General features: G+C 73.2%; 18 protein-coding genes. 10 read left to right on the top strand and 8 right to left on the bottom strand.

Going from position 1 to position 18,711, the window contains the following annotated elements:
• Positions 1 to 192: 192 nt before the first annotated feature.
• Genes pgsA through H7344_RS06555 form a run of 6 tightly spaced genes read right to left on the bottom strand, consistent with a single transcriptional unit; the run spans position 193 to position 5,817 of the window.
• Positions 193 to 810, bottom strand: a complete 618-nt coding sequence (gene pgsA, locus H7344_RS06530; RefSeq protein ID WP_186345208.1) for a CDP-diacylglycerol--glycerol-3-phosphate 3-phosphatidyltransferase — start codon at positions 808 to 810, stop codon at positions 193 to 195.
• Entirely contained in the window at positions 807 to 2,309 is a 1,503-nt protein-coding gene (gene rimO / locus H7344_RS06535; RefSeq protein WP_186345209.1) for a 30S ribosomal protein S12 methylthiotransferase RimO, read from the bottom strand. The genes pgsA and rimO overlap by 4 nt, the downstream gene beginning before the upstream one ends.
• Positions 2,310 to 2,364: 55 nt before the next feature.
• Complete coding sequence (locus H7344_RS06540) at positions 2,365 to 2,763, bottom strand: universal stress protein (protein WP_186345210.1); 399 nt, start codon at positions 2,761 to 2,763, stop codon at positions 2,365 to 2,367.
• Complete coding sequence (locus H7344_RS06545) at positions 2,760 to 4,313, bottom strand: tripartite tricarboxylate transporter permease (RefSeq protein WP_186345211.1); 1,554 nt, start codon at positions 4,311 to 4,313, stop codon at positions 2,760 to 2,762. The genes H7344_RS06540 and H7344_RS06545 overlap by 4 nt, the downstream gene beginning before the upstream one ends.
• Entirely contained in the window at positions 4,313 to 4,834 is a 522-nt protein-coding gene (locus H7344_RS06550) for a tripartite tricarboxylate transporter TctB family protein (protein WP_186345212.1), read from the bottom strand. Before H7344_RS06550 ends, H7344_RS06545 begins: the two co-directional genes overlap by 1 nt.
• A complete protein-coding gene (locus H7344_RS06555) occupies positions 4,831 to 5,817 on the bottom strand; it encodes a Bug family tripartite tricarboxylate transporter substrate binding protein (protein ID WP_186345213.1) in 987 nt (328 codons plus the stop codon). The genes H7344_RS06550 and H7344_RS06555 overlap by 4 nt, the downstream gene beginning before the upstream one ends.
• 85 nt (positions 5,818 to 5,902) lie before the next feature.
• Between H7344_RS06555 and H7344_RS06560 the strand changes: the two genes are divergently transcribed.
• From H7344_RS06560 to H7344_RS06585, 6 genes are all read left to right on the top strand, one after another.
• Positions 5,903 to 7,564, top strand: a complete 1,662-nt coding sequence (locus tag H7344_RS06560) for a sensor histidine kinase (RefSeq protein ID WP_222130333.1) — start codon at positions 5,903 to 5,905, stop codon at positions 7,562 to 7,564.
• Positions 7,551 to 8,240 carry a response regulator gene (locus H7344_RS06565; RefSeq protein WP_229707070.1) on the top strand — a complete coding sequence of 230 codons (690 nt, stop codon included), beginning with the start codon at positions 7,551 to 7,553 and terminating at the stop codon, positions 8,238 to 8,240. The genes H7344_RS06560 and H7344_RS06565 overlap by 14 nt, the downstream gene beginning before the upstream one ends.
• A gap of 84 nt (positions 8,241 to 8,324) precedes the next feature.
• Positions 8,325 to 9,812: a sensor histidine kinase gene (locus H7344_RS06570; protein ID WP_186345215.1), complete on the top strand. Its 1,488-nt coding sequence runs from the start codon at positions 8,325 to 8,327 to the stop codon at positions 9,810 to 9,812.
• 152 nt (positions 9,813 to 9,964) lie between these two features.
• A complete protein-coding gene (locus H7344_RS06575; RefSeq protein WP_186345216.1) occupies positions 9,965 to 10,654 on the top strand; it encodes a VC0807 family protein in 690 nt (229 codons plus the stop codon).
• 152 nt (positions 10,655 to 10,806) lie between these two features.
• Complete coding sequence (locus tag H7344_RS06580; protein WP_186345217.1) at positions 10,807 to 11,940, top strand: glycosyltransferase family 2 protein; 1,134 nt, start codon at positions 10,807 to 10,809, stop codon at positions 11,938 to 11,940.
• Between the two features lies 1 nt (position 11,941).
• Positions 11,942 to 12,283: a hypothetical protein gene (locus H7344_RS06585; protein ID WP_186345218.1), complete on the top strand. Its 342-nt coding sequence runs from the start codon at positions 11,942 to 11,944 to the stop codon at positions 12,281 to 12,283.
• Positions 12,284 to 12,295: 12 nt separating this feature from the next.
• Here the strand turns inward: H7344_RS06585 and H7344_RS06590 are convergent, their stop codons facing one another.
• Positions 12,296 to 13,096 carry a siderophore-interacting protein gene (locus tag H7344_RS06590; protein WP_186345219.1) on the bottom strand — a complete coding sequence of 267 codons (801 nt, stop codon included), beginning with the start codon at positions 13,094 to 13,096 and terminating at the stop codon, positions 12,296 to 12,298.
• A 124-nt stretch (positions 13,097 to 13,220) separates the two neighbouring features.
• On the opposite strand from H7344_RS06590, the gene H7344_RS06595 reads away from it, so the two are divergent.
• Genes H7344_RS06595 through H7344_RS06610 form a run of 4 tightly spaced genes read left to right on the top strand, consistent with a single transcriptional unit; the run spans position 13,221 to position 17,155 of the window.
• The gene (locus H7344_RS06595) at positions 13,221 to 14,252 is read left to right on the top strand and encodes an iron-siderophore ABC transporter substrate-binding protein (protein ID WP_186345220.1); all 1,032 of its coding nucleotides are present in this window, start codon (positions 13,221 to 13,223) and stop codon (positions 14,250 to 14,252) included.
• Positions 14,249 to 15,298 (top strand): FecCD family ABC transporter permease, encoded by a 1,050-nt coding sequence (locus tag H7344_RS06600; RefSeq protein ID WP_229707069.1) that lies wholly within the window; start codon positions 14,249 to 14,251, stop codon positions 15,296 to 15,298. Before H7344_RS06595 ends, H7344_RS06600 begins: the two co-directional genes overlap by 4 nt.
• 13 nt (positions 15,299 to 15,311) lie before the next feature.
• The gene (locus H7344_RS06605) at positions 15,312 to 16,346 is read left to right on the top strand and encodes a FecCD family ABC transporter permease (protein ID WP_186345221.1); all 1,035 of its coding nucleotides are present in this window, start codon (positions 15,312 to 15,314) and stop codon (positions 16,344 to 16,346) included.
• Positions 16,343 to 17,155: an ABC transporter ATP-binding protein gene (locus H7344_RS06610; protein WP_186345222.1), complete on the top strand. Its 813-nt coding sequence runs from the start codon at positions 16,343 to 16,345 to the stop codon at positions 17,153 to 17,155. The genes H7344_RS06605 and H7344_RS06610 overlap by 4 nt, the downstream gene beginning before the upstream one ends.
• Before the next feature lie 102 nt (positions 17,156 to 17,257).
• Here H7344_RS06610 and H7344_RS06615 read toward each other — a convergent pair whose 3' ends face one another.
• Positions 17,258 to 18,652, bottom strand: coding sequence for a GntP family permease (locus tag H7344_RS06615; protein WP_186345223.1), 1,395 nt, complete (start codon positions 18,650 to 18,652; stop codon positions 17,258 to 17,260).
• Positions 18,653 to 18,711 lie beyond the last annotated feature (59 nt).

An 18,711-nucleotide genomic window follows, 5' to 3' on the forward strand; every position in this document is an offset into this window, starting at 1 on the left:
CAGCAGCGCACGCCATCGCCGTCGACAGACGACGTCCCGAGACGAGCGCGAGCAAGCGGAAACCTTCCGGCACGAGGGGCGGACGGCCGATGAGGCCGCTGTCACCCTAATACGACACCGGACCCTTTCGACCTCACCCGAGGTGACGAACAGGTGACCAATCGCCGACAGGTTCGGCCGTCAGCGCGCGGGTCAGCGGGCGCCGGCGCCCAGCGCGCGGCGCTGCTTCCAGGCGTCGCGGAAGAACTCGTAGCCCGACCACAGGGTCAGCGCCACCGCGACGACGAGGCACGCCTGGAAGACGTAGAAGAGCACCTCGCCGGGCACCTCGAGCGCGTCGGGCAGGTCGGGGTCGCGCAGGGGCAGGACGAGCCCGCCGAGGGCGAGCGCCTGCATCGTCGTCTTGAGCTTGCCGAGGTTGGCGGCCGCGATGACGACGCGCTTGGCGACGGAGAGCCGCAGCAGCGTCACGCTCCACTCGCGGACGAGGACGACGATCGTCACCCACCACCAGATGTCGCCCACGATCGACAGTCCGATGAAGGCCATGCCGGTGATCGCCTTGTCGGCGATGGGATCGGCGATCTTGCCGAAGTCGGTGACCAGGTTGCGTGCGCGGGCGATGTCACCGTCGATCTTGTCGGTGATCATCGCGACGACGAAGAGCGTGTAGGCCACGCAGCGCCACAGGATCGAGTCGCCGCCGTCCACGAGCAGCGCCCAGCCGAAGAACGGCACCATCACGATGCGCAACGTGGTGAGCACGTTGGGCAGGTTCAGGTTCGACACCTGCGGCTGGGTCTCGCTCATGCGTGCGCCTCCTGCACGATCGGCTCGGCGTAGAGGTCCGCGCCCTCGGCGTCGACGACGACCGCGGTGACGAGGTCGCCGACCCGCGCGCGGTGGCCGAGGAGGTACGTCGACCCGTCGACCTCGGGGCCCTGGTGCGCGGCGCGGCCCTCGACCGAGAGCTCGCCGTCCTCGTCGGTCACCGACTCGACCAGCACCTCGACGGTCTCGCCGAGCCGCTCGAGCGCGCGCTGGGCGGTGAGCTCCTCGACCAGGGCCGTGACGTGCTCGGCGCGGGCGCGGACCTCGTCCTCGTCGAGCTTGCCGTCGTAGCTCGCGGCCTCGGTGCCGTCCTCGTCGGAGTAGCCGAAGACGCCGGTGACGTCGAGCCGGGCGGCGACCAGGAAGTCGCACAGCGTCTGCAGGTCCTCCTCGGTCTCGCCGGGGAACCCGACGATCACGTTGCAACGCACGCCCGCCTCGGGCGCGTGGCCGCGGACCTGCTCGAGCAGGCCGAGGAAGCTCTCCGGGTCACCGAAGCGACGCATCCGGCGCAGCACCGACGCGCTCGCGTGCTGGAAGCTGAGGTCGAAGTACGGCACGACGCCCGGCGTGGTCGCGATCGCCTCGACCAGCCCGGGGCGGGTCTCGGCGGGCTGCAGGTAGGAGACGCGCACCCGGTCGACGCCGTCGATGGCGGCCAGCTCGGGGAGCATCGTCTCCAGCAGCCGCAGGTCGCCGAGGTCCTTGCCGTAGGACGTGGAGTTCTCGCTCACCAGGAACAGCTCGCGGACCCCCTGGGTGGCCAGCCACTGCGCCTCCTGGAGCACGTCGCTGGGCCGGCGGCTGACGAAGGAGCCGCGGAAGGCCGGGATCGCGCAGAACGAGCAGCGCCGGTCGCAGCCGGAGGCCAGCTTCAGCGGGGCGGTCGGCCCGCCGTCCAGCCGGCGGCGTACGGCGCGGGGGCCGGTGGCCGGCGCGCCCTGGCCGATCTCCGCGGTCGACGTGGGCGCCGAGCCGTGGCCGGGAACCGCGAGCGTCGACGCGGCGCGCTCGACCGGGGAGATCGGCAGCAGCCGGCGGCGGTCCTGCGGCGTGTGCGGGTGGTGGGCCTCCCCCGCCACGATCGAGCGCAGCCGCGCGGCGATGTCGGGGTAGTCGTCGAAGCCGAGGACCGCGTCGGCCTCGGGCAGCGACTCGGCCAGCTCCTTGCCGTACCGCTCGGCCATGCACCCGACCGCGACCACGGCCTGGGCCTTGCCCCGCCCGCCGGCGGACGGCTTGAGGTCGGCGGCCTCGAGCAGCGTGTCGACGGAGTCCTTCTTGGCGCTCTCGACGAAGCCGCAGGTGTTGACCACCACCGTGTCGGCGTCCGCCGGGTCCTCGACGAGGCGGAAGCCGTCAGCCTCGAGCCGGCCGGCGAGCTCCTCGGAGTCGACGTCGTTGCGCGCGCACCCAAGGGTCAGCAGCGCCACCGAGAGCGGGGGCGTCGGTCCGGGGCGGGTGTCTGCTGCAGTCATGGTCGTCGCCGAGTATGACCGGCCGAGGACGCCACCCGCGAACCGTCGACGCCGCTCAGACCGGTTCCGTGTCCGGTTTCACGGCAAGGACCGGGCAGACCGCCTCGAGGATCACCCGCTGCGCGACGCTGCCCATGAGCAGCTTGCCGACCGGCGTCCGCCGGCGCAGGCCGAGCACGACCAGGCGCACCTGCTCCGCGCCGGCGATCCGCAGCAGCTCCTCGGCGACGTCCGCCACGACGACCTGGCGCACCTCGTGCTCGACCCCGGCGAGGTCGTCACCGACGTGGGCCAGCACCTCCGGGGCGGCGAAGCGCCGGTCGACGTACGCATCGCCCTTGCTGCCGTTGACGATCAGCAGCCGGTAGCCGCGGTGCCGCGCCTCCGCCGCGGCGTGCCGCACGGCGGCCCTCCCGAACTCGTCGGGCGTGAAGCCCACCAGGATCGTGCTCATCGGTCCACCAGCTCTCCGTCGTCGGTCCGTTCCCCTGCCTCCGGCGTTGCCCGGCCGTCCGTTCGTGGACGGCCCGGGCGCAGCCGGGCGAGCACGAAGGGCGCCAGGAGGAGGAGCGCGACCACCGCGTAGACCGCGACGGCGAGCGGCTCGTCGACGAGACCGGAGGCGGAACCACCGGAGATGGCAAGCGCCTCCCTTGCCTTGGACTCCAGGATCGGCCCCAGGATGACGCCCAGCACGAGCGGCAGCACCGGCAGCCCGAACCGCCGCATCGCCAGGCCGAGGAGCCCGAAGACGAGCAGCAGGAACAGGTCGAAGGCGTCGAGGTTGACTGTGTAGGCACCGAGCGAGGCGAAGAACAGGATGCCCGAGTAGAGGTAAGGACGCGGCACCCGCAGCAGCCGGGCCCACAACGGCGCGAGCGGGAGGTTGAGCACCAACAGCAGGGTGTTGCCGATCAGGAGGCTGGCGAGCAGCGTCCAGACCAGGTCCGGCTGCTCGGTCATCAGCTGGGGGCCGGGCTGGATGCCGTAGCCCTGCAGGGCCGCCAGCATGATCGTCGCGGTCGCGGTGACGGGGAGGCCGAGCGCGAGCAGCGGCACGAAGGTGCCGGCCGCGGAGGCGTTGTTGGCGGCCTCCGGCCCGGCGACGCCCTCGATGGCGCCCCGACCGAACTCCTCCGGGTGCTTGCTGAGCTTCTTCTCGGCGAGGTAGGAGAGGAACGTCGGGGTCTCGGCGCCGCCGGCTGGGACCGCACCGAAGGGGAACCCGAGGGCCGTGCCCCGCAGCCACGGGCCCCACGAGCGGCGCCAGTCGTCCTTGCCCATGAACGGCTGCCCCACGGGCGTGATCTGCATGGGCGTGCGGCGGAGGTGGGCGGCCACCCACAGCGCCTCGCCGAGCGCGAAGATCCCAACGGCCACCACCACGATGTCCAGGCGGTCGGCGAGCTGGGTCGTGCCGAAGCCCAACCGCGGCTGCCCGGTGTTGAGGTCCAGGCCGACCAGGCCGATCGTGAGGCCGAGGAACAGCGCGATGAAGCCGCGCAGCCGGGAGGTCCCGAGGACTGCCGTCACCAGCACCAGCGCCATGATCGTGATGGCGAGGTACGACGGCGCGCCGATGCGCACTGCGACGTCCGCGAGAGCGGGCGCGAAGAAGACCACGCCCAGCGTGCCGGCGGTGCCGGCGATGAAGGAGCCGATCGCCGCGGTGGCCAGCGCCTGGGCCGCTCGGCCGGCCTTGGCCATCTTGTTGCCCTCGATCGCGGTCATCACCGACGACGACTCGCCGGGAGTGTTCAACAGGATCGAGGTGGTCGACCCGCCGTACATCCCGCCGTAGTAGATCCCGGCGAACATGATGAACGCCTGGGTCGGCTCCAGGCCGTAGGTCACCGGCAGCAGCAGCGCCACCGCCATCGCCGGCCCGATGCCCGGGAGCACGCCGACGAAGGTGCCGAGGAGCACGCCGAGGGCGGCCCAGAGGAGGTTCTCGGGGGTGACCGCGGACTCGAGGCCGCCCCACAGGAGCGAGAGGTTGTCCATCACAGGATCCCGTCGAGCAGGCCGGGGCTCAGCGGGATGCCGAGCCCGACGTAGAAGGCGTACCAGCTGCCGACCGACATCACGCCGCCCACGAGCACGTCACGCACCAGGGTGGTGCTGCCGAGGGCCCAGGCGGCCCCCGCGAACAGCAGCGCGCCGGAGATGGCCCAGCCGAGGACGTCGATGGTTGCGATCGTGAGGACGAGGACGCCGACGAGCTTGCCGACGGTGACCCAGTCCGCGGGGGTGTCGAGGTCGATGTCCTCGCCGTCCTCCGCCTCGGGGCGCGAGCCGCGGAGCGTCGCGACGACCAGCAGGACGGCGAGGACCACCAGCACCCCACCGACGACGAACGGGAAGACCCGGGGGCCGACGGGATCGGCGAAGCCGACCTCGAGGGTGGTGGCGTCGTAGACGGTGTAGCCGCCGAGCGCTGCCAGGCCGGCGGCCAGGCCCAGCTGCGGTCGGTCGACGGGAGCCGGTCCCGGAGCCGCCGTCGTCTCGTGCGCGGTCGCGGTCACAGCAGACCGACCTCCTCCAGTGTCGACGCGACGCGCGCGTCCTGCTCGTCCAGGAACCGGCCGAAGTCGTCGCCGGTGACCAGCGCGTCGGTCCAGCCGTTGTCCTCCAGGGCCCGCCGCCACTCCGGCGACGCGTGCATCTCCTCGATGAAGGCGATGAGCTCGGCGCGGCGCTCCTCGGAGAGGTCCGGCGGGGCGAGGACGCCACGCCAGTTGGTGAAGACCAGGTCGATTCCCGACTCGGTCAGCGTCGGCACGTCCGCGGCCGGCCCGCGGGCCAGCCGCTCCTCGCCGGAGACCGCCAGCACCCGCAGCTCCCCGGCGGCGATCTGGCCCTCGAACTCCCCGAGTCCGGAGAACCCGACCGCGATCTTGTCGCCCAGCAGGGCGCTGGTCAGCGGACCACCGCCGTCGTACGGGACGTAGCGCACCGTGGACGGCTCGATGCCGACCGCCTCGGCGAGCTGCATCGGGAACAGGTGGTCGGGCCCGCCCGGGCTCGACCCGCCGCCGACCGCGATGCCGGCGGGGTCCGCACGCCAGGCGTCGACGAAGTCGTCGATCGACTCGTACGGCGAGTCCGTGGGCACCAGCACGCCCTCCTGGTCCTCGATCAGCTGCGCGATGGGCGTGGCGTCGGTGACCTTGAACGGCAGGGCGAAGGAGTACGCCGAACCGACCACGCCGAGGCCCATCGTCATGAGCGTGTGCTCGTCACCGGCGGCGCCCATCAGGCGGGTCAGCGCGACCGAGCCGCCCGCACCGAGGATGTTGGTGACCTCGAAGTCGCCGCCGGTCACGTCGTCGTGCTCCATCACGCTGACCGCAGCCCGCCCGGTCTGGTCGTAGCCGCCGCCGGGGCTGTTGGGGATCCACATCGCCAGGTCGCGCGACGCGTCCCCGCGGGTCACCCCGCACCCGGCGGTCACGGTCACCACCACTGCGGCGACGGCCGCCGCGAGCGCTCGTGTTGCCGTCAGCATGTCTCTCCTGTCACGTTCGGGGGGACGAGCATCTCGACCCTTGTGGCGGTCGTCACCCTTCGGGAACCAATGGAGGTTGTGGAACTTGTGGTCACGTCGCCCGCGGCTGAGCCTCGCGGCGCAGGTGCTGCTCCTGCAGCTGACGGTCCTCGTGGCGGTCGTGCTCGTCTCGGCGGTCGTGTCCGTCCGCCAGGCCGACGCCGCCTTCCGCGAGACCCGCGGTGACCGGCTCCGGGCCACGGCAGAGAACCTCGCCTCCACGCAGTCGGTGCGCGACGCGATGGAGGTGCCGGGCGACCGGACCGCGCTGGCGGCGTACATCCAGGACCGCGCCGACCTCGTCGGCGCGACGTCGGTCCACCTCACCGACCCGAGCGGCACGGTCGTGGTCGGCACCGACCCCACCCGGCGGGGACGACCCGTCGACCTGGGCGACGGCAGCGTGCTCGACCGGCGTGAGTGGACCGGGGACATCACCGACCGCGGCAGGCGAGCGATCGCCGCGATGGTGCCGGTGCTCTCCGACAGCGACAGCGACGCCGCGGAGGCCGGGCGACGCCCTCCGACCGGGACCCTGGTCGGGGTGGTCGTGGTGACCGAGGACTACCCGCCGGCCACCGAGCGCCTGGGCGAGGCGACCGAGGAGCTCGCCCTCTTCCTCGGACTCGGGCTGACGCTCGGCGGCGCCGGGTCGTGGTTGCTCTCACGGCTCGTCCGGCGTCGCACGCGTGGGCTCGAGCCCGACGAGATCGCCGCCCTCGCCGACCAGCGCGAGGCGCTGCTCACCTCGATCCGGGAGGGAGTGGTCGCGGTGAGCGAGGCGGGGGTCCTCACCGTCGTGAGCGACAGCGCTCGCGAGCTGCTCGGGCTGCCCGGTGCGGCGACCGGCCGTCGCGTCGACGACCTCGACCTCGAGCCTTCGGTGCACCAGCTGCTCAGCGGGGCCACCGAGGTCCACGACCAGGTGCTCGTCGTCGCCGGCCGGGTACTGGTCACCAACCGCAACCGGGTCCGGCACGACGGTCGGCCGACCGGCACCGTCACCACCGTCCGCGACCGCACCGAGCTGCTGGCGCTGCAGAGCGAGCTCAGCGCCCGGCAGAGCGTCACCGAGACGCTGCGCGCCCAGACCCACGAGTTCAGCAACCAGCTGCACACGATCTCTGGGCTGCTGCAGCTCGGCGAGCCCGAAGAAGCTGCCCGGATGATCAGCACGCTCACCCGCCGCCGGGCGGCGATCAGCGACGCGGTCACCGCCCGCGTGGACGACCCCGCGGTCGCCGCGCTGCTCATCGCGAAGACCAGCGCGGCCGCGGAGCGGCACATGTGGCTCGGCCTCACCGACGACACCCGCCTTCCGCGGCTGGACCACGAGCTGTCGGCCGACCTCGGCACGGTGCTCGGCAACCTGGTCGACAACGCGGTCGAGGCGGTCGCGGCCACCGGGCGGACGGGGCGGCGGGCACGCGTCGACGTGCGCCTGGCGCTGGAGGCGGACGGTACGGCGGTCGTCCAGGTCGCCGACACCGGGCCGGGGGTACCGTCCGACCAGGTCGAGACCGTCTTCCGGCGAGGCTTCACGACGAAGCCGAGCGACGCCGGCGGGCGGGGCGTCGGCCTGGCGCTGGTGCAGGTCGTCTGCGAAAGGCGTGACGGATCCGTCTCCGTGCACGAGCGTGAGGACGGACCGGGGGCGGTGTTCACCGCGCGGCTGCCGGCGGGGAGGAGCGAGCGTGACGGACGTTGACGGCGGCGGGGACGACCTGCGGGTGCTGGTCGTCGACGACGACTTCATGGTCGCCTCGATCCACGCGCGCTTCGTCGAGCGCGCCCCCGGTTTCGTCGTGGTCGGCCGGGCGGCGACCGGTGCCGAGGCGCTGGACGCGGTCGAGCGCCTCCGTCCCGACCTCGTGCTGCTCGACGTCCACCTGCCCGACCTCAACGGCATCGAGGTGCTGCGCCGGCTGCGCGGTCGGGGGGACGACGTCGGCGTCATCGTCGTGACGGCCGCGCGCGAGGTCGACACCGTCCGCGCTGCGGCGGCGGCCGGCGCGGCGCACTACCTGGTCAAGCCGTTCGAGCACGAGGACCTCCTCGCGCGGCTGGAGGTGTTCCGAGCCGCCCGCGCGGCGCTGCAGGGCGTCGACGCGCCGGACCAGGCGCACATCGACGCGGTCTTTGCGCCACTCGGACGGCCCCGGACGACGCTACCGAAGGGGCTGAGCCCCGAGACCGCCGAGACGGTCCTCGCCGCGCTCCGCGGGGCAGGCGAGCTCTCCGCGACCGAGGCAGCGGAGGCCGTCGGGATCTCCCGGGTCAGCTGCCGGCGCTACCTCGAGCACTTCGTCGATCACGGTGCAGCGGCCGTCCGGCTTCGGTACGGCGGGACCGGGCGCCCGGAGCGTCGCTACCGAGCGACCTAGACCGGCGCGAACCCGCACACGGGGCGGGCCGGTCGCCTACGGTGAGGCCACCACACCCCTAGGAGGGACGGGGAGGAGGCGCGGATGGACACGCCCACCGACGACGGGCCGGCAGCCGATGCCGCCGTGCTGTGGCAGCTCACGCTCGAGCACTCCCCCGTCGGCATGGCCCTGGTCGACCTCGAGGGGCGGGTGATGCTGGTCAACCGGGCGTTCGCGGAGATGCTGGGACGCGACCCCGCGCAGATGCGCGGCCTGCACTTCGCGGAGTTCACGCACGGTGACGACCTCGAGCACGACGTGCAGCACTTCGACCGCGCCACCGCCGGGGAGCTGGACTCCTACCGGCTCCGCAAGCGCTACCTGCACACCGACGGCCGCTCGGTGTGGACCGACCTGTCCGTCGGCGCGGTCCGGGACGCCGACGGCCGGCTGCACCACCTCGTCGCCCAGATCCTCGACGTCACCGAGCAGCACGGGGCCGAGCAGCGGCTCGCCGCCGCCAACGCCGAGATCGAACGTGAGCGGCAGGCGCTCGAGGCGGTCTTCGAGACCGTCGGGGTCGGCCTGCTCCTGCTGGACGCCGACGGCCGCTACCTCCGCATGAACCGGCGGCACCGCGAGACCATGAACCTGCCGTTCCCCGACGGGCACGACGGCGCGGCCGGACAGCTCGGGCACGTCTACCACCTCGACGGCCGCACGCCGCTGACGCGTGAGGAGATGCCGTCGTACCTCGCCACCCAGGGCGAGGAGTTCACCGACTACCGCTACTGGGTGGGCGACGACCCGTTAACCCGGGCGGCCTTCACCACCAGCGCCCGGCAGGTCCGTGCGCCGTCGGGCGAGCGGGTCGGCGCCGCGCTGGCCTACCAGGAGATCACCGACCTGCTGCGGGCGCTCCAGGTCAAGGACCAGTTCGTCTCCTCGGTCTCCCACGAGCTCCGCACCCCGCTCACCGCGGTCCTGGGGCACCTGGAGATGCTCTGCGAGGAGGACCTGCCGGGGGACGTCGTCGACCGGTTGCAGGTCGTGCGCCGCAACGCCGAGCGGCTCCGCACCCTCGTCTCCGACCTGCTGCTGGTCGCCCAGGCCGGCGAGGTGGGACTCGAGATGCACCGCGGCGACGTCGACCTGGCTGCGCTCGTCGGCGAGGCGGTCGAGACCGCGCGCGCCGCCGCGGACCGCGCCGGGGTGACCCTGGACGCCGACCTGCCGACGAGCCTGGTCGCGCGCGTCGACGAGCAGCGGGTGCGCCAGGTCGTCGACAACCTGGTCTCCAACGGCGTGAAGTACACCGAGCGCGGCGGGTCGGTGGAGGTCGTGCTCGGCCTGGTCGCCGGTGCGGTCGAGCTGACGGTCCGCGACACCGGCATCGGCATCGCCCGCGACGAGCTCACCGACGTGTTCACCCGGTTCTTCCGCGGCGGCGCCGCGCTCGAGCGGCACATCCCCGGCACCGGCCTCGGCCTCGAGATCGTCAGCTCGATCGTGAGCGCCCACGGCGGCACCATCGCCGTCGACAGCGAGCCCGGTCGTGGCAGCGTCTTCACCGTGACCCTCCCGGTCTGACCCTGCCGCTCCGATCTGGCGGCCGCCTCCCCGATCCGGCCCGCGGCGACCGGCCGCCACCTACGCTGGAGGTACTGCGGGGAACGGCACCACCGACACGGTGCCGGTCGCAGTGCCTCCTCGACTCGGCCCTCCGGCCTGAAGGGCCACCCATGCCGCTGTCGCACCCCTCACCCGTCCTGCCGACCGGAGCCGGGTGTCCTCCGGCCCGTCCCCGTCTTGGCGCCGTCGTCCGCCGGGTCGGGGTCAACCTGCTGGTCGCGTGCGCCGTGCCGGCGGCGCTCTTCTACGCCTGCTTCCGGCTCGGCGACGTCTGGGTCGCGATGGGCGCCGCGCTGGCGTGGTCGTACGGCGCGATCGCGTGGCGGGCGTGCACCGGTCGGCGCGCGTCCGGGCTGCTCTACCTCACCGCGGCGGTGATGACGGTGCGGACCGGGGTGTCCGTCGTCTTCGACAGCACGTACCTGTACTTCCTCCAGCCGATCGTCACCGACGGCCTGATCGCGGCGCTGTTCCTGCTGTCGCTGGCCACCGCCCGGCCGGTGGTGGCGCGCCTCGCGGGCGACTTCTACCCGCTCGACGACGACCTGGCGCTCCGGCCGGGGATCCGGCGGCTCTTCGCCCGGCTCACCCTGCTGTGGGGCGCGCTGGGCGCGGCCAAGGCGGCCGGCACGCTGTGGCTGCTGGAGTCGCGCTCGCTGGAGACGTTCGTGCTCGTCAAGACGGTCTCGATGCCGACGCTGAACGCCCTTGCCGTCGTCGCCACGATCGGCGCTGCCGTGCTCGTCGCCCGGCGCGAGGGGCTGCTCCCGGGCGCACCGCTGCCCGCCACGGCCGTCTAGCAGCGGCGTAGCGGCATGGCGCCGACCCAGCGGTCGGTCAGCGGCTGATGTAACGGCAGCCGCTCCCGGCGACAGGTGGTGGTCGGGCGGCGCGCCGTGCGTCGCCCTGCGCCGACTCCCCCGCGGCGCAGCACGCCTTCCAGGAGCCGCCCGTGACGACCTCGGTCCACCCGGACGTCGAGCGTGACCTCGTCGACCCCGCCCGTTCACGACGTGACCGGCCCGAGCAGCGGCCGGGCCGGCACCGTCGTGAGCGGGTCCCCGCCGACGACCTCACGGTCATCATCCCGGCCTACGACGAGGTCGCCTCGATCGCCGACACCGTCCGCAGCGTGCTCGGCCAGTCGACCCCGCCGGCGCGGGTCGTCGTCGTCGACGACTGCTCCACCGACGGCACCGGCGAGGCCGCCCGCGCGGCCGGCGCGGAGGTGATCCGGCCCGAGCACAACACCGGCTCCAAGGCCGGGGCGCAGAACCTGGCCCTCGGCCTGGTCGACACGGCGTACACCATGGCGATCGACGCCGACACCACGCTCGCGCCCGATGCGATCGAGACGCTCCTCGAGCCGCTCGAGGCCGACGCGTCGGTCGCGGCGGCCTGCGGCTTCGTCGTCCCGCGCCACGTGCGGTCGGTGTGGGAGCGCGGGCGGTACGTCGAGTACCTGCTGTCGTTCACCTTCTACAAGCCCACCCAGGACCACTACGGCGCGCCGCTCATCGCGTCCGGCTGCTTCTCGGCGTACCGCACCGACGTGCTCCGCGACGCCGGCGGCTGGTCGGAACGCACCCGCGCCGAGGACATGGACCTGACCTGGACGTTCTTCCAGCGTGGCCACCGCGTGCGGTTCGTGCCGGAGGCGGTCTGCTACCCGATCGAGCCGCACGACCTGGACTTCATGACCAAGCAGCTGCGGCGCTGGTCGCACGGCTTCGTGCAGAACGTGCGGCTGCACTGGCGCGGCATCCTCCCCCTGCCGTTCCTCAGCACCGCCGTCGGCGTGGCGATGGTCGACGCCGTGGTCGCCTCGCTCGTCTACCTGCTCGTGCTGCCCGTGCTGGCCGTCGTCGTGAGCCCCTGGCTGCTGGCGGCGTACGTCGTGGACGTGCCGGCGATCCTCGTGCCCGTGCTCGTGGCGGCCCGCCGTCGCGGCGAGGTCGGCAAGGCGCTGGCGTCGGTGCCGGCGTTCCTCGTGCTGCGCATCGTCAACGGGGTCTTCATGATCCGGGCGCTCTGGAGCGAGGTCGTCCTCCGCAAGCCGCTGCTCGTCTACGAGAAGGGCCACTGAGGTGACCGCGGGACTCCCCGGCACCGGCCTCGGCGGCCTGCTCTACGTGCTGCTCGCACTGTTCATGCCGCTGCGCGAGCTCTACCTCACCGCCCGCGGCCGCAGCAGCCGCGAGCGCTGGGCCGTTGTAGGCCGCCAGGCGTCGCTCGCGCTCGGCGTCGTCGCCGCCCTGCTCACCACGGCGGTCGTCGTCGGCCGCGCGGTCGACGCACGCGGGCCCGCCGGGGGCGCCGCCGGGACGCTGCTCGCCGGCGCCGCCGTCGGGCTGTGCGTGCTCGTCGTGCTCGCCGTCGTCCTGCGGCTCTGGGCCCTGCTGGACCGGCGGGCCGTCGCCGCCGCCTGAGCCCGGCCGAGGTCAGACAGCCGGGACGTCGGCCTCCATGGCGGCGACGAAGTCGGACTTGACCGCGCGCCAGGCCTCGTCGGTCATCGTGCGGCGCCAGTAGGGCGAGCAGGACATGTCGGCGCGACCCAGACCGCGGTCGACGAGGAGGTGCTTGCGGAGGCCGCGGACCTCCTCGGCCTCGCCGTGGACGAAGGCGTGCGCGCGGCCGGCCGGGGCGTCGAGCGCCTCGAGCGAGCGCAGCAGCAGCGTGGCCGGGTCGTCGTCGCCGGCGCGGTGCAGCCACTGGAGGTCCAGGTCGCCCGGGGTGGTGAGCGGCAGCTCGTGCTCGGCGTCGTCGCAGACCAGCCGGACGACCACGGGCCGCGCGGCGGGCACCGCCTCCAGGGAGGCGGCGATGGCGGGCAGCGCGGACTCGTCGCCGACCATGAGGTGCCAGTCGGCCGTCGGGTCCGGCTTGTAGCCCGCACCCGGACCCTCGAGCACCAGCACGTCCCCCGGCGCGGCCGAGGCCGCCCAGCGGCCCGCCGCGCCGAGGTCGCCGTGGACGACGAAGTCGATGGTCAGCCGCTCACCGTCCCAGGCACGGACGGTGTAGCGGCGGCGCGCCGGCCACCACTGCGCGTCGTGCTCGTCGCGCACCTGCTTGGGCTCGAAGACCGGGCCGTACGGCGCGCCCTCGGGCGCGATCGCGAGGTTGACGTAGGCGTCGGTGCAGTCGGGCATCTCGAAGCCCGAGAGCCCGTCGCCGCCAAGCACCACCCGGACCATCGCGGGGGTGACCCACGTGGCCGACACCACAGTTCCGTGCACGGGACCTCCCTCGACAACGACCGGTGCACTTAGGTTAGCCTCACCTCCGTCGCGACCGAGGTCCACCCCCGGGTCGTGGCGAGATCGGGCGCCGCCGGCGCCCCTCGTGCCCGAAAGGACCACCGTGCGTTCCCTGCGCCTCCTCACCGCCTCCCTCGGAGCGGCCGCCCTCGTGCTCAGCGCCTGTGGCTCGTCCGACGACGAAGCCGCCGCCGACGCGCCGAGCAAGGACTCGTCGTCGTCCGCCGAGTTCCCGATCACCATCGAGCACGCCCTCGGCACCACCACGATCGAGGAGGAGCCCGAGCGCGTCGCCACCGTGGCGTGGGCCAACCACGAGGTGCCGCTGGCCCTCGGTGTCGTGCCGGTCGGCATGGCCGCGGCCAACTTCGGCGACGACGACGGCGACGGCCTGCTCCCCTGGGTCTCCGACGAGCTGGAGGAGCTGGGCGCGGAGACGCCGGTGCTCTTCGACGAGACCGACGGCATCGACTTCGAGGCCGTGGCCGACACCGAGCCGGACCTGATCCTGGCGTCGTACTCCGGCCTCACCCAGGAGGACTACGACACCCTCACCGAGATCGCACCGACCATCGCCTACCCCGAGGCTCCCTGGTCGACGGAGTGGCGCGACATGATCCTGCAGAGCAGCGAGGCCATGGGCATGGCCGCCGAGGGCGAGGAGCTCGTCGCCGATCTCGAGGCCGAGATCACCGAGGCCGTCGACGCCCACCCGGGCTTGGCCGGCAAGAAGACGATGTTCCTCACCCACGTCGACACCACCGACCTCAGCGAGGTCAGCTACTACACGACCCAGGACACCCGGGCGAAGTTCTTCACCGACCTCGGGCTCGCCACGCCGGCCAGCATCGAGGAGGCCTCGCAGGAAGCCGGCCAGTTCTCCGGCACCCTCAGTGCCGAGCAGGTCGACAAGCTCGACGACGTCGAGGTCATCGTGACCTACGGCGACCAGGAGCTGGTCGAGGCGCTCGAGAGCGACCCGCTGCTCTCGAAGATGCCCGCGGTCGAGAACGACGCGATCGTCCTGCTGCCCAACACGCCGCTGGGCACCGCCGCGAACCCGACGCCGCTCTCGATCTCCTACGTCCTCGAGGACTACGTGGCCATGCTCGCGAAGGCCGCCGGCGCCGAGTGACGATCGCACCACCCGCACCCGCACCCGCCCCGGACGTCGTCGCCACACGACGTCCGGGGCGGTCGCGCGCGCTCTGGCTGCTCCTCGGCGTGACCGCGCTGGTGGCTGCCGCGGCCGCCTCCGTGACGATCGGCTCGCGCGACGTCGACTGGTCCGACGTCGTAGCGGCCCTCGGCGGCTCCAGCGAGACCCTTGCCGAGGCGGCGGTGACCAAGCGGATCCCCCGCACGCTCCTCGCGGTCGTGGTCGGCGGGTCGCTGGCGGTCGCGGGCGCGGTCATGCAGGGCGTCACCCGCAACCCGCTGGCCGACCCGGGCATCCTGGGGGTCAACATGGGGGCCTCGCTCGCGGTCCTCGTCGGCATCGCCTGGTTCGGCCTCACCGCCCCCTCCACCCACATCTGGGTGGGCATCGCCGGGGCCGGCATCTCTGCGGTGTTCGTGTACGCCGTGGGCTCGCTGGGGCGCAGCGGCGCCACGCCGCTGAAGCTCGCCCTCGCGGGCACGGCCACCTCCGCGGCGTTCGCCTCCTTCATCACCGCGGTGGTCCTGCCCCGCGGCGACATCTCCGACCGCTTCCAGTCCTGGCGCGTCGGCGGTGTGGGCGGCGCCTCCTTCGACACGATCGTCCTCGCCGCCCCGTTCTTCGTCGCCGGCCTGCTCGTCTGCCTGGCTTGCGCGCGCGGACTGAACTCGCTCGCCCTGGGCGACGACGTGGCCGCCGGGCTCGGCGAACGGGTGGCGATCACCCGGGGCGCCGCCGCCTTCGGCGCGGTCGTCCTCTGCGGCGCGGCGACCGCGATCGCCGGACCGATCTCCTTCGTCGGCCTGGTGGTGCCCCACCTGTTCCGGATGCTCACCGGGGTCGACCACCGGTGGCTGCTCCCGCTGTGCGCGCTCGGCGGGGCGAGCCTGCTGACCGCGGCCGACGTGGTGGGCCGCGTCGTGGCCCGCCCGAGCGAGATCGACGTCGGCATCATCACCGCGCTCATCGGCGCGCCGTTCTTCATCCACGTGGTCCGCCGCCAGAAGCTGCGTGCCTTGTGACGGCGGTGGAGCGGTGAGCGCGCAGACCGTCGAGCGGGTGGTCCGCTCCCGAGCGAGGCGCACGGCTCGCCGACGTTCCGTGCTGCTCGTCCTGGCCGTCCTGGTGCTGGTGGCGCTCGCGGCCAACCTGATGGTGGGTCGGACGTTCTACCCGCCCGGCGACGTGGTCTCGGTGATCCTCGGGCAGGACGTCGCCGGCGCCTCGTTCACGGTCGGGCGGCTGCGCCTGCCGCGGGCCGTGCTGGCGTTGCTCGTGGGTCTCTGCTTCGGGCTCGGCGGCGTCACCTTCCAGACGATGCTGCGGAACCCCTTGGCCAGCCCCGACATCATCGGGATCAGCCTGGGTGCCAGCGCCGCCGCGGCGTTCGCCATCGTGACGCTCCAGGTCGACGGCCCCGTGGTCTCCGCGCTGGCGATCACCTCCGGCCTCGGCGTCGCGATGCTCATCTACCTCCTCTCCTTCCGCGACGGCGTCGCGGGCGCCCGGCTCATCCTGGTCGGGATCGCCGTCGCGCTGATGCTGGAGAGCGTCATCTCGTACCTGCTCGAGCAGGCGGCCGCGTGGGACTTCCAGGAGGCGACCCGGTGGCTCGCCGGGAGCCTCAACAGCGCCCACTGGGGCGACGTCGTGCCGACCCTCGTGGCGCTGGTCGTGCTCGGGCCGGTCCTGCTCGCGAGCGGCCGGCACCTCGACCTGCTCCAGCTGGGCGACGACACCGCCTCCGCGCTGGGCGTGCGCGTGGAGCGGACCCGCGTGGTCGCCATCGTCGCAGCCGTGGGCCTCGTCGCGTTCGCGACCGCGGCCGCCGGCCCGATCGCCTTCGTCGCCTTCCTCTCCGGCCCGATCGCTGCCCGCCTCATCGGGCCGGGCGTCTCGCTGCTGGTCCCCTCGGCGCTGGTCGGCGCGCTGCTCGTCCTGGTGGCCGACCTGGCCGGGCAGAACGCCTTCGACCACCGCTATCCCGTCGGCGTGGTCACCGGCGTCCTCGGCGCGCCGTACCTCATCTACCTCATCGTCCGCTCCAACCGCACCGGAGGCTCCCTGTGACCCGCGACCACGTGCTCAACGTCGAGGGCCTGACCCTCGGCTACGGCGAGCGGACCGTGATCGACCGGCTCGACCTCCTCGTGCCGCCGGGGCGCGTGTCCGCGATCGTGGGCGCCAACGCCTGCGGGAAGTCCACGCTGCTGCGCTCGATGTCGCGGCTGCTGCGGCCGCGCACCGGGCAGGTGCTCCTCGACGGCGAGCAGGTGCACCGGCTGCCCGCCAAGGAGCTGGCCCGCACCCTCGGCCTGCTCCCCCAGGCGCCGACCGCGCCCGAGGGCATCACCGTCAGCGACCTCGTGGGCCGCGGCCGCAACCCCCACCAGCGGCTGCTCTCGCGCTGGAGCGCCGAGGACGACGCCGCCGTGGCCGCCGCGCTCGAGGCCACCGACACCGTCGGGCTCGCCGACCGGCCCGTCGACGAGCTCTCCGGCGGTCAGCGCCAGCGGGTGTGGATCGCCATGGCGCTCGCGCAGCAGACCGACGTGCTGCTGCTCGACGAGCCCACGACGTACCTCGACGTCAGCCACCAGGTCGAGGTCCTCGACCTGCTCACCGACCTCAACCGCACCCGCGGCACGACGATCGTGATGGTCCTGCACGACCTGAACCTCGCCGCGCGGTACGCCGACCACCTCGTCGCCCTCGCCGACGGCCGCCTCCACGCGGCCGGCGAGCCGCACGCCGTGCTGACCGAGGAGAACGTCCGCGCGGTCTTCGGCCTCGACTGCTCGGTCATCACCGACCCCGTCTCCGGACGGCCGCTCATGCTGCCGATCGGCCGCCACCACGTCGCGGCGCCGGCGCACTGAGCGTCGCTCCGTCGTCCGGTCGGACTGCGCGGTAGGCCGCTGTCACCGGCTGACACCTCGGTACCGCACAACGGGCCGGTCCGGCCAGGTCGTCCCTGTGGCTCAGACGACGAGCCATGCCAGGCAGGCGAGGCCGAAGGCGGAGAGGCCGAGGGTCGTCTCCATGACCGTCCAGGTCTTGAGGGTCGTCTTCTCGTCCATCCCGAAGAACCGGCTGACCAGCCAGAAGCCCGAGTCGTTGACGTGGGACAGCACGGTCGAGCCGGCGGCGATCGCGATGACGATGAGGCTCAGCTCGACGCTGCCGAGGTTCGCGTCGGCGGCCGGCCCGGCGATCAGGCCGCCGGCCGTGGTCAGCGCGACGGTGGCGGAGCCCTGGGCGACGCGCAGCAGCGTGGCGATGACGAACGCCTGCAGGATCAGGGAGAACCCGAGGCCCGAGAGCGAGGAGCTGAGCGCGGCGCCGACGCCGCTGAGCTCGAGCACGCCGCCGAACATGCCGCCGGCGCCGGTGATCAGGATGATCGCGCAGATGGGTCCGAGCGCCTGGTCGAGGATCGTGGTCACGCGGGCCATCGACGCGTGCGGCCGGCCAAGCACCGCGATGGCGACGAGCACGGTGATGAGCAGCGCGACCGGCGTCTGTCCGAGGAGGCCGAGGAAGTCGACCCAGCCCGCCCCCTCCTCGATCGTCCCGGTCGTCACCAGCGTGTCCAGGACGGTGTCGAAGGAGATGAGCACCAGCGGGATGAGCAGCAGGCCGAGGACGGTCGCGAACCGCGGCGGGCCGCCCGTGAAACCGTCCTCGTCGCTCTCGCCGTCCTCCACCTTGCCGAACACGGCGTCGGTGATCGACACGTCGATCCGCGCGCCGAGGAAGCGCGAGACCAGGTAGACGCCGACGTACCAGGACAGCACCGCGATCGGCAGCCCGACCAGCAGCGTCACGCCGACCTCGGCGTCGATCTGCTGCGCGGCGGCGACCGGACCCGGGTGCGGCGGGACCATCGCGTGCATCGCGGCGAAGGCACCGGCCGCGGGGAGCGCGTAGTAGAGCAGCGAGCCGCCGAAGCGCCGCGCGACGGTGAGGATGATCGGGAGGAAGACGACCAGGCCGGCGTCGAAGAAGATCGGGAACCCGAAGAGCAGTGCGGCGACGCCGAGCGCCAGCGGCGCCCGCTTCTCCCCGAACCGCCCGATGAGGGTGTCGGCCAGCACCTGCGCCCCGCCGGTCACCTCCAGCAGTCGGCCCAGCATCACGCCGAAGGCGACGAGCAGGGCCACCGACCCGAGCGTGTCGGCGAAGCCGTACATCAGCACGTCCGGGATGTCGCCGAGGTCGAAGCCGACCGCGACCGCGGTCACCACGCTGACCAGCACGAGCGCGATGAACGCGTGCAGCTTCACCACCATGATCAGCGCGAGCAGCAGGGCGACCGCGCCTGCCGCGATCAGGAGGAGCGTGACGGTGCCGTAGACGGGGTCGATCGCTTCCATGGCTGTCCTTCCGAGGCGGGAGCCCACACCCTTCCCTGAGGAGGGCGCGCCCGCAACGC

The sequence above is a fragment of the Nocardioides deserti genome (genome assembly GCF_014266025.1).
GTDB classification, from domain to species: domain Bacteria; phylum Actinomycetota; class Actinomycetes; order Propionibacteriales; family Nocardioidaceae; genus Nocardioides; species Nocardioides deserti.